The sequence below is a fragment of the Streptomyces sp. NPDC028305 genome, from assembly GCF_055569495.1.
The window spans coordinates 875,829-889,950 of record NZ_JBVHTN010000005.1; the positions used below are offsets into that span (position 1 = coordinate 875,829).

At 73.1% G+C, this 14,122-nt stretch carries 13 protein-coding genes; 11 read left to right on the forward strand and 2 right to left on the reverse strand.

What is annotated here, in order from left to right:
- Positions 1-7: 7 nt before the first annotated feature.
- The gene (locus ACZ4WQ_RS24700) at positions 8-1,051 is read right to left on the reverse strand and encodes a serine hydrolase (RefSeq protein WP_398893937.1); all 1,044 of its coding nucleotides are present in this window, start codon (positions 1,049-1,051) and stop codon (positions 8-10) included.
- 96 nt (positions 1,052-1,147) lie between these two features.
- Between ACZ4WQ_RS24700 and ACZ4WQ_RS24705 the strand changes: the two genes are divergently transcribed.
- Both ACZ4WQ_RS24705 and ACZ4WQ_RS24710 read left to right on the forward strand, forming a co-directional pair.
- Complete coding sequence (locus tag ACZ4WQ_RS24705) at positions 1,148-1,930, forward strand: SseB family protein (protein ID WP_398373987.1); 783 nt, start codon at positions 1,148-1,150, stop codon at positions 1,928-1,930.
- An 83-nt stretch (positions 1,931-2,013) separates the two neighbouring features.
- Positions 2,014-2,862, forward strand: a complete 849-nt coding sequence (locus tag ACZ4WQ_RS24710; RefSeq protein ID WP_311725682.1) for an aquaporin — start codon at positions 2,014-2,016, stop codon at positions 2,860-2,862.
- A 108-nt stretch (positions 2,863-2,970) separates the two neighbouring features.
- Here the strand turns inward: ACZ4WQ_RS24710 and ACZ4WQ_RS24715 are convergent, their stop codons facing one another.
- Complete coding sequence (locus tag ACZ4WQ_RS24715; protein WP_311725683.1) at positions 2,971-3,342, reverse strand: DUF1844 domain-containing protein; 372 nt, start codon at positions 3,340-3,342, stop codon at positions 2,971-2,973.
- 378 nt (positions 3,343-3,720) lie between these two features.
- Between ACZ4WQ_RS24715 and infC the strand changes: the two genes are divergently transcribed.
- From infC to ACZ4WQ_RS24760, 9 genes are all read left to right on the forward strand, one after another.
- Positions 3,721-4,341: a translation initiation factor IF-3 gene (gene infC, locus ACZ4WQ_RS24720; protein WP_311725901.1), complete on the forward strand. Its 621-nt coding sequence runs from the start codon at positions 3,721-3,723 to the stop codon at positions 4,339-4,341.
- Positions 4,342-4,454: 113 nt separating this feature from the next.
- Complete coding sequence (gene rpmI, locus ACZ4WQ_RS24725) at positions 4,455-4,649, forward strand: 50S ribosomal protein L35 (protein WP_014175142.1); 195 nt, start codon at positions 4,455-4,457, stop codon at positions 4,647-4,649.
- Between the two features lie 101 nt (positions 4,650-4,750).
- Positions 4,751-5,134: a 50S ribosomal protein L20 gene (rplT, locus tag ACZ4WQ_RS24730; protein WP_014175141.1), complete on the forward strand. Its 384-nt coding sequence runs from the start codon at positions 4,751-4,753 to the stop codon at positions 5,132-5,134.
- 224 nt (positions 5,135-5,358) lie between these two features.
- Positions 5,359-6,192, forward strand: coding sequence for a TrmH family RNA methyltransferase (locus tag ACZ4WQ_RS24735; protein WP_361191932.1), 834 nt, complete (start codon positions 5,359-5,361; stop codon positions 6,190-6,192).
- A 75-nt stretch (positions 6,193-6,267) separates the two neighbouring features.
- Entirely contained in the window at positions 6,268-7,437 is a 1,170-nt protein-coding gene (locus ACZ4WQ_RS24740; protein WP_358847392.1) for a sensor histidine kinase, read from the forward strand.
- Between the two features lie 149 nt (positions 7,438-7,586).
- Complete coding sequence (pheS, locus tag ACZ4WQ_RS24745) at positions 7,587-8,714, forward strand: phenylalanine--tRNA ligase subunit alpha (protein WP_311725686.1); 1,128 nt, start codon at positions 7,587-7,589, stop codon at positions 8,712-8,714.
- Positions 8,714-11,239 (forward strand): phenylalanine--tRNA ligase subunit beta, encoded by a 2,526-nt coding sequence (gene pheT / locus ACZ4WQ_RS24750; RefSeq protein WP_468022400.1) that lies wholly within the window; start codon positions 8,714-8,716, stop codon positions 11,237-11,239. The genes pheS and pheT overlap by 1 nt, the downstream gene beginning before the upstream one ends.
- Positions 11,240-11,500: 261 nt before the next feature.
- On the forward strand, positions 11,501-12,682 hold the full coding sequence (locus ACZ4WQ_RS24755; protein WP_468022401.1) for a PP2C family protein-serine/threonine phosphatase: 1,182 nt from the start codon (positions 11,501-11,503) through the stop codon (positions 12,680-12,682).
- Positions 12,683-12,774: 92 nt separating this feature from the next.
- Positions 12,775-14,112, forward strand: a complete 1,338-nt coding sequence (locus ACZ4WQ_RS24760; RefSeq protein ID WP_311725689.1) for a transcriptional regulator — start codon at positions 12,775-12,777, stop codon at positions 14,110-14,112.
- The last annotated feature ends 10 nt before the right edge of the window (positions 14,113-14,122 follow it).

Sequence of the window (14,122 nt, forward strand, 5' to 3'; positions counted from 1 at the left end):
AGGAGGTTCACGCCGTGGCGGCGGCGTGCACCGCGGCGCGCGCCGCGGTCTCCACGACCGTGACGCCGGTGTCCATGTCCTGGTGTCCGTCGGAGAGCACGGCCACCAGATACGTGCGGCCCCCCGCCGTGACCCGGCCGATGCTGTTGACGTCCCACAGGCCGGTGGCGCTGCGCGGCAGCCAGCCGTTCTTGAGCCGGGTGCCGGTCGTGTCGTCGGCGGCGGCCGAGACGCCCCAGGCCTGGTCCGCCGCTATCTGCCCCATGAGCTGCTGGATGTAGTCGCGGGACCGTTCGCTGAGCGCCGCCTTGTGGCCGAGGCCGGCATCTCCGGTCGCGAAGATCTCCCGCAGCAGCCTCAGCTGATCGGCGGCGGTGGTCCGGGTGAGCCCCCACCGCCCCGCCTGGCCGCCATGGGTCTCCGTCAGGCCCAGCCGCTTGTTGGCGGCGTCCAGGCCCGTCGCGCCGCCGATCTCCTGCCACAGCGCGGTCGCCGCGTCGTTGTCGCTCTGCTGGATCATCACGCCGGCGTACGAGCGCTCCTGGGCCGTGAGCTGCCGCCCGGCGTCCTGGGCCCGCAGCAGCAGCGCGGCGAGGATGTCCACCTTGACGATGCTCGCGGTGTCGTACGCGTCCCCGCCGTACACCGCGCTCGCGGCCGAGCCGGTGTCCAGGACGGCGGCCGAGAACCGGGCGTCGGTGCCGTCCGCCACGGCGTCCAGCGCGTCGGTCAGCGCCGTGGTCAACGCGGTGGCGGACGGCGTCGCCGACGCCGTCGCCCCGCTCTTCTCCCTGCCCACGCGCTCCATGCCGCTCCCTCCATTGGCCTGGCCACCGCTCGCGGTGGCCGACGGCGAGGCGGCGGCCGAGGAGCGCGCGGCGGCGCTGCGCGGCCGGTCGTGAGCGCGGACCTGGGCGCCGACGGCGACCGCACCGATCAACAGTGCCAGTGCCGCGGCGGTCGCGTACAGAGCGGGGCGGCGGGTGGCCGGGCGGTGTGTGCCACGGTGCGCGCCGCCCTTGCCTATTCCCCCCGGAGTACCGGATTCCATGACGGGCGACGCTAAGCGGAGGAACTGCTTCCTGGTTAAGAGGCAGGTTAAGAACCCGTGAGAAATCGCTCCGGCCGCCCCCGATACCCTCGTCGGGTGGCGCTCAAGAACATTCCCGACCCTGGCTTCTCCGGCGACGACGGCTCCGCCGACCCCCGCCTGACCGCGGCGCTCGCCGCCTGGGCCGACGACCCCTCCACCGAGCCCGAGGTGCTCGGCGCGCTCACCGGGGCGCGGTTGCTGGTGCCGGTGGTCGCGATCCTCGGCGAGGTCGAGGAGGTGGAATACAAGGGGCGCGAAGCGTCCGTTGAGGGTGGTGGCGGGCGACGGGCGGGCGGTCTGCGCCGGGAGAAGACCAGCGACATGGCGGTGCCCACGCTCCAGGCGCCCGACGGCCGGCGCGCCCTGCCCGCCTTCACCTCCCTGGAGACGCTGGCCCGCTGGCGCGCGGACGCCCGGCCGGTGGCCGTACCGCTGCGCCAGGCGCTGGAGGCCGCGGCCCACGAGAAGGCGGACACCGTGGTGCTCGACCTGGCCGGGCCGGTGCCGTACCAGCTGACCGGGCCCGCCCTGCTCGCCCTCGCCGAGGGCCGCACCAGCGCCGATCCGCTCGCCGACCCGGCGGTCGGGGCGGCGCTGCGTACCGTGCTGGCCGCCGAGCCCGGTGTGCTCCGCGCCCATCTGACGTCCGCCGCGGACGCGGACGGGATGCTCGCGCTCGCCCTGGAGCCGGGCGCTCCCGCGCCGGAGACGGTGCGGCGGATCGCCGAAGCCCTGGCCGCCGACGAGACGCTGCGCGCCCGGCTGGTGCGCGGTCTTGACCTGGCGCTGCTGCCGCCCGGGACGCAGGTCCCCGGGGAGCCGCTGTTCAGCCGCTGAACTGCGGGGCCGACAGGCGGAATCTCCTCTTTCGTCCCACAATGCTAGGACGACAACTGGCGATCCGATCGAGGAGAGCGCCGATGGATACGAGCACGGCGGAGACGAGAACGATAGAGACGAGAACGGTCGTATCCGAGTTCGTCGGAACCGCGATGCTGGTCTTCTTCGGGGTCGGTTCCCTCGTTCTCGCGGGCGACTACATCAACGCCGTCGGCATCTCGTTCGCCTTCGGCTTCACCCTGATCGCGATCGCCTACGCGTTCGGCCGGATCTCCGGCTGCCACGTCAACCCGGCGATCACCCTGGGCGTGCTGCTGGCCAAGCGCATCGACGTCCGTACGGCCGTCGAGTACTGGGTGGCGCAGCTGGTCGGCGGGATCGTGGGCGCGGCCGTGCTCTTCCTGCTGGCCAAGCAGGTGCCGAGGCTGGTGACGAGCGACGCGTTCGGCAGCAATGGCTACGGGGGCCGGTCGCCCGTGGGCATCGGCGGCGGCGGGGCCTTTCTCGCCGAGGTCCTGCTCACCTTCCTGCTGGTCTTCGTCTTCCTCACGGTGACCAGCAGGATCGCGCTGGTCGGCGTGGGGCCCCTTGCGGTGGGCGTGGCCCTCACGGCGGTCAACCTGGTCGGCATCCCGCTGACCTGGACCTCCGTGAACCCGGCGCGCAGCCTGGGCCCGGCGCTGTTCGCGGGCGGCGGGGCGCTGTCACAGCTGTGGCTGTTCCTGGTCGCGCCGTTGGTCGGCGGAGTGCTGGCGGCGGGGCTGCACATGGTCACCCACCCCGGGCACCCGGTCGCCGCGGAGGAAGAGGAAGAGGCGGTGGGGCCGCATCCGCACACGCTCTGGGGCAGGCGGCCCGGCGGCAGGGGCCCCGCGGCGGCCGGGCCCGAGGCCGGCGGACCGGAGACCAAGGGGCCGGAGGCCGCCTGAGCGCACCGCCCCGGGGGCCCCGTACGACCGTGCCGCCCCGGCCGCCCGCCGGGCGTCAGCCGCTCGGCACCGGGCCGCTCAGCGCCCGGCCACTCAGTGCCCGGCCACTCAGCGCCCGAAGACCGGCCCGGTGAACTTCTCGCCCGGCCCCTGACCCGGCTCGTCCGGCACCACCGACGCCTCGCGGAAGGCGAGCTGGAGTGACTTCAGCCCGTCGCGCAGCGGCGCGGCGTGGAAGGAGCTGATCTCCGTGGCGCTGGCCGTGACCAGCCCGGCCAGGGCGTTGATCAGCTTCCGCGCCTCGTCCAGGTCCTTGTGCTGGGGGCCCTCCTCGGCCAGACCCAGATTGACCGCCGCCGCGCTCATCAGGTGCACCGCGACCGTGGTGATCACCTCGACCGCGGGCACATCCGCGATGTCGCGGGTCATCTGTTCGAAGTCGGGGGCGGGTGCGGGCTGCCCGGCGTTGGCGTCGCTCATGGTGCTGGAGGCTCACTTCCTGGTGGATGGTGCGACCCAGCCTAGGCGCGCGCGGTCCGGGCCCCCGCCGCGGGGCGCGGGGCCGCCCGGTGAGCATTCTCGGCCAGTCCTGGTATCGTGGGAAACGACCGGCCGGTCACCCGTGTGCCCGGCCCGCAAGTGGAGGCTCCGAACTCCCACCTGAACCGACCCCCGGGTCGGCAGGTCATCGGTCAGGCTGCGCCCCGCGGTGATATCGCGGCGGTGCTCCCGGTCTATGAGGAGCCCCGCCTGTGTACCGTCCGGGGCGTTTCTCACGTCACGGCGCGGTGGTCCGACCAGAACAGACGTTACGCGGTCGTCCGCCAGGCGGTCGCGTGGTGCAACCGAGGAGGCCCCATCAGCGCCGAGCCCCGCATCAACGACCGGATTCGCGTCCCCGAGGTGCGACTCGTCGGTCCCAGTGGCGAGCAGGTCGGCATCGTGCCGCTTGCCAAAGCCCTGGAGCTTGCGCAGGAGTACGACCTCGACCTCGTCGAGGTGGCGGCGAACGCTCGTCCGCCGGTCTGCAAGCTCATGGACTACGGAAAGTTCAAGTACGAGTCGGCTATGAAGGCCCGTGAGGCGCGCAAGAACCAGGCGCACACGGTCATCAAGGAGATGAAGCTCCGGCCGAAGATCGACCCGCACGACTATGACACCAAGAAGGGTCACGTCGTCCGGTTCCTCAAGCAGGGCGACAAGGTCAAGATCACGATCATGTTCCGTGGCCGTGAGCAGTCCCGGCCGGAACTCGGCTACCGACTGCTTCAGCGGCTGGCGGAGGACGTCCAGGACCTGGGCTTCGTCGAGTCCAACCCGAAGCAGGACGGCCGAAACATGATCATGGTTCTCGGTCCGCACAAGAAGAAGACCGAGGCGATGGCCGAAGCCCGCGAGGCGCAGGCCGCCCGCAAGGCGGAGCGTCAGCAGGGCCACAGCCCCGCGGAGGAGCCCGCCGAGGAGCCCGCCGAGGCGTGATTCGAGGCGCGAGCCTCACCCCGGGGCCGCGCGCCCCGGACACAAACCGAAACATCCCGACGCTTATCGCTGCCCTTGTGCGGCCGGCGTCCCGACGAGGAGAGAACGGCGACATGCCGAAGAACAAGACGCACAGTGGTGCCAGCAAGCGCTTCAAGCTCACCGGCTCCGGCAAGGTGATGCGCCAGCGCGCCGGTCGCCGCCACCTTCTCGAGCACAAGCCGTCCACGTTGACGCGCCGCCTGGCCGGCAAGACCGAGATGGCCCCGGCCGACGCCAAGAAGATCAAGAAGCTTCTCGGCAAGTGACGCCCCGCCCCGCTCGGGCGGGGCGCGCGTCGAGCCGACCGGGACCTATTCGTTTCCGGGCCGTGTGAGTCAGCCGCGGCCCCGTACAAGGAGTTAAACAAGTGGCACGCGTCAAGCGGGCAGTCAACGCCCACAAGAAGCGCCGGGCGATCCTCGAGCAGGCCAGCGGCTACCGGGGCCAGCGCTCCCGCCTGTACCGCAAGGCCAAGGAGCAGGTCACCCACTCCCTGGTCTACAACTACAACGACCGCAAGAAGCGCAAGGGCGACTTCCGTCAGCTGTGGATCCAGCGCATCAACGCCGCTGCCCGCGCCAACGGCATCACGTACAACCGCTTCATCCAGGGTCTGAAGGCCGCCAACATCGAGGTGGACCGCAAGATCCTGGCTGACCTGGCGGTCAACGACGCGAACGCCTTCGCCGCGCTGGTCGAGGCCGCGCAGAAGGCGCTGCCGAGCGACGTCAACGCGCCGAAGGCCGCGTAAGCGCTGCGCTGAGCTGTAACTGCTACGGACCCGCAGGTGAATCGCTCACCTGCGGGTCCGTGCGTGTTGGTGGCTGGGGCGCGTAGCAAGGGTGCGGCCCGGTGGTCGGGTTGTGACCACCCGTCCCTCCCCCGGCTACCGCTGGGCGGGGGTACCTCCCAGCGGTAGCTGGGGGCGCCCCCGGCGGGACGATTGCCCACAACTTCGAATCGAGAGCACACCCCATGGCGACCCCCGAGCTGACCTCCCTTCGATCGCCGCGCGTGACCGCGGCGAGACGGCTCGCCAAGCGCAGCTTCCGCGGGAAGGAGCGCCGCTTCCTCGTGGAGGGCCCGCAGGCCGTCCGTGAGGCGATGGCGCACCTCGTGGAGGTGTACGTGACCCCGGAGGCGGCCGCCCGCCACGCGGACATCGTCGCCGCCGCCCGCGCCGCGGGCGCCCCCGTGCTCACCGCGACCGACGAGGTCGTCGCCGAGATGTCGGACACCGTCACCCCGCAGGGCATCGTCGGGCTGTGCCGCTTCCTGGACACGCCGTTCGAGGAGATACTGCGCGCCCGCCCCCGGCTGGTCGCGGTCCTCGCGCACGTCCGCGACCCCGGCAACGCCGGCACCGTGCTGCGCTGCGCGGACGCCGCCGGGGCGGACGCCGTGGTGCTCACCGACGCCTCCGTCGACCTGTACAACCCCAAGTCGGTGCGCGCCTCCGTGGGCTCCCTGTTCCATCTGCCCGTCGCCGTCGGTGTGCCCGTCGAGCGGGCCGTGAGCGGCCTGCGGGAGGCCGGGGCGCGGGTGGTGGCCGCCGACGGGGCGGGGGAGCGGGACCTGGACACCGAGCTCGACGAGGGGGTTCTCGGCGCTCCCACGGCCTGGATCTTCGGCAACGAGGCGTGGGGGCTGCCGGAGGCTACCCGCGCACTCGCCGACGAGGTGGTGCGCGTTCCGATCCACGGCAGAGCCGAGAGCCTCAACCTCGCCACGGCCGCCGCTGTGTGCCTCTATGCCTCCGCTCGTGCGCAGCGCGCTCCCGGAGGGTGCCGCTCCGTCACATCGACCTAGTAGGGTTGCCCCCTCTGGGGGCCCAGGGTCTGTCGTCAAAGGGGGCGTCCGGCCGCGAGCGGAGGGGGTGCGGGGATGGACGTCAGGACCTCCGGCGCCAGGTCGAGTGACGCCTGTGCGCCCGGAGCGCGCCTACCCGGAGGGTATGCGCGGTGGGAGCCGGACGAGGTGACGGCGGGCCTCGGCGTGCACCCGGACGACCTGCCCGACGGCCTGGTCATCGCCGATGAGACCGGCCGGGTCACCTGCTTCAACGCCGCTGCGGCCCGGATCACCGCGACCCGCCAGGCCGACGCCCTCGGGCGCAAGCTGGAGCGCGCGCTCCCGTTAGAGGACCTGGAAGGCCGTCGCTGGTGGGCGCTGACCGACCCGTACGGGGGGCTGGCCACCCGCGTCGGCCAGCCCGAGCGGAATCTGCTGCTGCCCGGCGGCCGTGAGGTGCTGGTCTCCGCCCGGTATGTGCGCGAGCGGCCGACGGGACCGGTGCGCCGCGTCGTGGTCTCGCTGCGCGGCACCGAGGCGCGCCGGCGCACCGAGCGCAGCCACGCCGAGCTGATCGCCACCGTCGCCCATGAGCTGCGCTCCCCGCTGACCTCGGTGAAGGGGTTCACGGCGACGCTGCTGGCGAAATGGGAGCGCTTCACCGACGACCAGAAGCGGCTGATGCTGGAGACCGTCGACGCCGACGCCAACCGCGTCACCCGCCTGATCGCGGAGCTGCTCGACATATCGCGGATCGACTCCGGCCGTCTCGAGCTGCGCCGCCAGCCCGTCGACATCGCGGCCGCGGTCCGGCGCCATGTCCAGGCGCTGACCGCCGCGGGGCACTCCTCCGAGCGCTTTCTGATCAAGGTCAGGGAGCCGCTGCCGGGCCTGTGGGCCGACCCGGACAAGGTCGACCAGGTGCTGGGGAACCTGCTGGAAAACGCGGTGCGCCACGGCGAGGGAACCGTCACCATTGAGGTGGCCCCCGAGCAGGCGAAGCCCGCCGCGGAAGGCCCCGCAGTCGAAAGGACCGCCGTCACCGTGAGCGACGAGGGCCCCGGTATCCCGGAGGAGTCGATGAGCCGCGTCTTCACCCGCTTCTGGCGCGGCAGCAAGCGCGGCGGCACCGGCCTGGGCCTGTACATCGTCAAGGGCATCGTCGAGGCACACGGCGGGACGATCACCGTCGGCCGGGCCCACGGCGGGGGCGCGGAGTTCCGATTTACCCTGCCTGTGGGTACCCCGGCCTACCTGGCCTGAGGAGCCCACGGGCCCACACCTCACCCGGGGCCCGGGGCGTCCCCCGGAACAGCGCGGTCCCACGCCCCTTAGACTCGGCTTTTGGCACCTTTGGCGCACCAGTGGTCGAGGCGGGTCGCGCAGCCAGCCAATCGGAAGCACGGGAAGAGATGTCGGCACCGAATAAGTCGTACGACCCTGTCGAGGTCGAGGCATTGAAACCAGAAGAGGTCGAGCGGATGCGGGACGAGGCGCTCGCCGCCGTCGCCGCCGCGGGCGACCTCGAGGCGCTGCGCGAGGTGAAGGTCGCGCACACCGGCGACCGCTCGCCGCTGGCGCTGGCCAACCGCGAGATCGGCGCGCTGCCGCCGCACGCGAAGGCGGACGCGGGCAAGCGCGTCGGCCAGGCGCGCGGGGCGGTGAACAAGGCGCTGGCGGCCCGCCAGGCGGAGCTGGAGGCGGAGCGGGACGCCCGGGTGCTGGTCGAGGAGGCGGTGGACGTCACGCTGCCGTACGACCGGATCCCGGCCGGCGCCCGCCACCCCATCACCACGCTCTCGGAGCGCATCGAGGACGTCTTCGTGGCCATGGGCTACGAGGTCGCCGAGGGGCCCGAGGTCGAGGCGGAGTGGTTCAACTTCGACGCGCTCAACTTCCCGCCGGACCACCCGGCCCGTGAGATGCAGGACACCTTCTTCGTGCAGGGCGCGAAGGGGCAGCCGGGCGCCGCGTCCGGGGTGGTGCTGCGCACCCACACCTCGCCCGTGCAGATCCGGTCGATGCTCGACCGGAAGCCGCCGATCTATGTGATCTGCCCCGGCCGGACGTTCCGCACCGACGAGCTGGACGCCACCCACACCCCCGTCTTCAACCAGGTCGAGCTGCTGGCCGTCGACGAGGGCCTGACCATGGCCGACCTCAAGGGCACCCTGGACCACATGGTCTCGGCGCTGTTCGGGGAGGGCATGTCCACCCGGCTGCGGCCGAACTTCTTCCCGTTCACCGAGCCGTCCGCCGAGATGGACATGCAGTGCTACGTGTGCCGGGGCGCCTCGGTCGGCAACCCCGACCGGCCCTGCCGCACCTGCTCCAGCGAGGGCTGGATCGAGCTGGGCGGCTGCGGCATGGTCAACCCGCGGGTGCTGATCGCCTGTGGCATCGACCCGGAGAAGTACAGCGGGTTCGCCTTCGGCTTCGGCATCGAGCGGATGCTGATGTTCCGGCACAACGTGGAAGACATGCGAGACATGGTCGAGGGTGATGTGCGCTTCACCCGGCCCTTCGGGATGGAGATCTGATGCGGGTCCCGCTTTCTTGGCTGCGGGAGTACGTCGACCTGCCGGCCGGTGAGACCGGCCGCGACGTGCAGGCCAAACTCGTCTCGGCCGGGCTCGAGGTCGAGACCGTCGAGCAGCTCGGCGCCGGGCTCAAGGGCCCCCTGGTCGTCGGCCGGGTGCTGGCGATCGAGACGCTGGAGGGCTTCAAGAAGCCCATCCGCTACTGCCAGGTCGACGTCGGCCAGGCGAACGGGACGGGCGAGCCGCAGAACGTCATCTGCGGCGCGACCAACTTCGCGGTCGGCGACAAGGTCGTCGTCTCGCTGCCCGGCGCGGTGCTGCCCGGCGGCTTCGCGATCTCGGCGCGCAAGACGTACGGCAGGGTGTCCGAGGGCATGATCTGCTCGGCCGCCGAGCTCGACATGTCCGACGACCACAAGGGCATCATCGTGCTGCCCCCGGAGCACGAGGCCGGCTCCGACGCGATCGAGCTGCTGGAGCTGGTCGACGAGGTCCTGGACATCGCCGTCACCCCGGACCGCGGCTACTGCCTGTCGCTGCGCGGCATCGCCCGCGAGGTCGCGACCGCGTACGGGCTGCCGCTGCGCGACCCGGCCCTGCTGGACGTGCCCGCGCCCAACGCGCACGGCTACCCGGTCCAGGTCGCCGACCGGATCGGCTGCGACCGCTTCACCGCGCGGACCGTCACCGGGCTCGACCCCGAGGCGCACTCCCCGATCTGGCTCCAGCGCAGGCTCCAGAAGGCCGGGATGCGGCCGGTCTCGCTCGCCGTCGACATCACCAACTACGTGATGCTGGAGCTGGGGCAGCCGCTGCACGCGTACGACCGGTCGCGCGTCAGCGGGACGATCGGGGTGCGCCGCGCCGAGCCGGGCGAGAAGTTCACCACCCTCGACGGCACCAAGCGCGTCCTGGACGCCGAGGACCTGGTGATCACCGACGACAACGGCCCGATCGGGCTCGCCGGGGTCATGGGCGGCGCCAACACCGAGATCGCCGACGCCGTGCCCGACCCCGAGACCGGCGCCGTCCGCGGCACCACCGAGGTGGTCATCGAGGCCGCGCACTTCGACGCGGTCTCCATCGCCCGCACCGCGCGCCGCCACAAGCTGTCCTCGGAGGCCTCCCGGCGCTTCGAGCGCGGCGTCGACCCCGAGGCCGCCTCGGCGGCCGCGCAGCGCACCGTCGATCTGCTGGTGCTGCTGGCGGGCGGCACCGCCGAGGCGGGCGTCACCGAGATCATCGCGCCCAGCGCGCCCCGTACGATCACCGTGCCCGCCGACCACCCGGACCGGGTCGCGGGCGTCACCTACGGCCGCGAGACCGTGGTGCGCCGGCTCCAGCAGGTCGGCTGCGACGTCTACGGCGCCGACACCCTCACCGTGACCGTCCCCAGCTGGCGGCCCGACCTGCGGGACCCCAACGACCTCGCCGAGGAGGTCATCCGGCTGGAGGGGTACGAGAACCTCCCCTCGACGCTGCCCCGGCCGCCCGCCGGCCGCGGGCTCACCGAGCGCCAGCGGCTGCACCGCAGGGTCGGCCGGGCGCTGGCCGGCGCCGGCTATGTCGAGGCCCTGAACTACCCGTTCATCGGCGACGAGGTGCTCGACCAGCTGGGTCTGGCCGCGGACGACCCGCGGCGGGACACGGTCCGCCTGGTCAACCCGCTCTCCGACGCCGAGCCGGCGCTGCGCACCACCCTGCTGCCGGGGCTGTTGGCCGCGCTGCGGCGCAACGACGGCCGCGGGGCGCACGACCTCGCGCTGTTCGAGACGGGTCTGGTGTTCCGCGCCACCGGCGACGAGCCGCCGGCGGCGGTCCTGCCCGTCGACCACCGTCCGTCGGACGAGGAGATCGCCGAGCTGAACGCCGCGCTGCCCAGCCAGCCGCGGCGTGCCGCGGTCGTGCTGTCCGGCGCCCGTGAGCAGGCCGGCTGGTGGGGCAAGGGCACCCCGGTGAGCTGGGCCGACGCGGTCGAGGCGGGCCGGATCGTGGCGCGGGCGGCGGGTGTGGAGCTGACCGTCCGCCAGGACCAGCAGGACCCCTGGCACCCCGGCCGGTGCGCCGCGCTGCTCGCGGTCGTCGACGGCCAGGAGATCCTCGTCGGGAACGCGGGCGAGCTGCACCCCCGGGTCACCAAGGCCCTCGGCGTGGCCGAGCGCACCTGCGCGATGGAGATCGATCTCGACCGCCTGGAGCGGGCGGCCCTGGGCCCCGTCCAGGCCCCGCATGTGTCCTCCTTCCCGGTGGCCACCCAGGACGTGGCGCTCGTCGTCGACGCGTCGGTCGCCGCGGCCGACGTGGAGGCGGCGCTGCGGGCCGGGGCGGGTGAACTCCTCGAGTCGCTGCGGCTGTTCGACGTGTTCACCGGCGAACAGCTGGGGGAGGGCAGGAAGTCCCTGGCCTACGCCCTGCGCTTCCGCGCCCCCGACCGCACGCTGACCGCCGAGGAGGCCTCGGCGGCCCGTGACGCGGCGGTCGCGGCGGCGGTCGAGCGCACCGGCGCGGCCCTGCGCGGCGCCTGATGTCGTAACGGCCCGATCTGGTGGGGGCGCATCCCGTACGCGGGGTGCGCCCCCAACGCGTTGACGCACCGTCATCCCCCTCCCCAGCGCGATGTTCGACAACACAGCGATAGACAACTCACCCGATCAGGTGAGAATCGGAGTCCGGCTACTCATTTCGACAGGGGCTGTCGCGAGAATCGTCACGGTCGCACTGGCCCGCGCAGAACCGACCATCCGGGGTCCGGCCGACCGCCTCATTGGCCGGCGTTGGGGGGCGACATGATCGGGACATGGGAAGTCGGCGGCGCGTTCGTACGGGGAGGCCGGGTTCTGCGGGCCTTCACCCAGGTGGTGCCCTGTCTGTGGGTGCTCGGCGTCATCTGCTGGGAGCTGCTCACTCCGCATGACACCGAGGTCGTCCCGCTCCTCGCCGCCGCGCCCGCCATCGCCTGCGCGAGCAGCGGCCGCCGCAGATGCATCCTGCTGCTCGGCGGCGCGAGCCTGCTGTTCGCCCTCGCCCCGCCGACCGCCCTGGAGCCCGACGGCGACTCGGAGGAGCCCCACGCGAGCCTGGTCAGCTGCTGCGCCATCCTCGCCGTGGTCGCCGCCAGCTATCTCACCAACGGCCGCAGGCTGCGGCTGGTCCGCGAGCTGGAGCAGATGCGAGCGGTGGCGGCCGCCGCGCAGGACGCGGTGCTGCGGCCGCTCCCGGCCCGCCTGGAGGGCATCGAGGTGGCGAGCGGCTATCTGTCGGCCAGCCGCGGCGCCGTGGTCGGCGGCGATCTGTACGAGGTGCTGGCCACCGCGCACGGCGTCCGCGTGATCATCGGGGACGCGCGCGGCCACGGCCTCGGCGCCATCAGAACCGTCGCCGCCGTCCTCGGCAGCTTCCGCGAGGCCGCCCACGACGAGCCCGAACTCGCCGACGTACTGCGCCGCCTGGACCGCGCCCTCCAGCGCCATCTGCGGGAGCGCGCCCTGGGCGAGCCCCACGTGGGCGAGGAACCCGGGACCCCGGTCGCCGAGGAGTTCGTCACCGTGCTGCTGCTCGAGGTGGCGCCCGACGGCGAGCTGACCGCGCTCAACTGCGGCCACCCCTGGCCGTATCTGCTGTCCGAGAGCGCGACCGGCGCGGCGCGGGTCCGCCGGCTCGACCCCGCCGAGGTGCTGCCCCCGCTCGGCCCCTTCCCGCTGCCCGGCGACCTCCCCGCCGCCCGCTGCGCCCCGCTCCAGCCCGGCGACGCGCTGGTCCTGCACACCGACGGGGCCGAGGACGCGCGCGACGCACACGGGACCTTCTTCGACCTCGGCCCCGCCCTGGCCAGGGCCGCGGGCACCGGCCCCATCGACCCGGCGGCGGTCATCGAGGGCGTGCGGTCGGCGGTGCTGCGCCACACCGGCGGCAGGCTCGCCGACGACGTCGCCCTGCTGGCGCTGCGCAACGAGACCAAGGCCGGCTGAGCCCGGGTCACTTCACACCCCGTGCGAACGGACCTCCACTACGCTGGCCACACCGGGGGCATGCGGCTGGGCACGCGCATCAGGAGGGGGCCATGGAGCCCAACACACTGCTCGACTCCCTGCTCGACGAGGCCGGGATCTCCCACGCCGGGCTCGCCGCGCACATCAACGAGGCCGGCCGGGCCCGCGGCATGAGGCTGCGGTACGAACACACCGCGGTCGCCCGCTGGCTGAAGGGCCAGCGCCCGCGCGGCCAAGTGCCCGACCTGATCTGCGAGGTGCTCGGCGGGCGGCTGCACCGCGCGCTCACCCTCGACGACATCGGCTTCGGCACCCCCGGCTCCCCGCGTGCCCCCGCCACCCCGCTGACCGGCTTCGTCGAGCGGGCCACCGCCCTGTGGCGCTCCGACGAGCAGCAGCGGCCCCATGTCGTCACCGCCCCCGCGGTCACCGGCACCCCCGCCGTCATCCCGGTGTGGGAGTGGGAGAACCCGCCGGAGGACTCGGACGTCTCCCGCAGCGGCCTCACCCGCGTCAGCATGTCCGACATCGACATGCTGCGCGCCGCCCGCGCCCACTACGAGCAGCTGTACCGCAAGGCCGGCGGAGTGGCCACCAGAGCCCGCGTCGTGGGCTTCCTCAACGCCGAGGCCGCGCCGCTGCTGCGCGGCGGCTACCCCGACGCCACCGGCCGCCAGCTGCACCGGGCGACCGGCGGCCTGGTCGCCATCGCCGGCATCTGCGCCTACGACTCGGACGCCCACGGCCTGGCCCAGCGCTACTTCCACCAGGCGCTGCGGCTGGCCAAGGCGAGCGGGGACCGCGGGCTCGGCGCCTATGTCATCGCGCTGCTGGTCAACCAGTCCCTGTTCATGAAGGAGTACCGGCAGGCGGTCGCCTTCGCCGAGTCCGCGCTGCGCGCGTCCGGCTCGGACATCACCCCGGCGCTCGCCGCCGACCTGTACGCGATGCAGGCCAAGGCGTACGCGCGGCTGGGCGACGGGGCCGGGGCGCTGTCCTGCATCCGGAGCGCCGAGACCGCCGCCGACCGGATCCGCCCGGGTCAGGAGCCCGACGAGACCGGCTACGTCCAGCCCGGACTGGTCAATGTCCAGGTCGCGGAGGCGCTGCTGAGCCTCGGCGACCTCGGCGGCGCGCGGGAGAACGCCGCCGCCGCGGTCGGCACCCCCGCACACGACCGGGGCCGGGTGCACCGGCTCGCGATGCTCACCCATATCGCGCTGAGACAGGGCGACGCCGACCGGGCGGGGGCCACGGCGGTGGAAATGACCGAGCGGGCCCGCGGCATGGAGTCCCGGCGCTTACGCGACCGGCTCCGGGCGGTGCGGGAACACCTCGCCGAGAGCGGGAGCGCGGCGACTGCCGAAGCCGCCGAACTCATCGACGGGGCGCTGCGCGTGCCCCTCTGAGTCCGGTCCG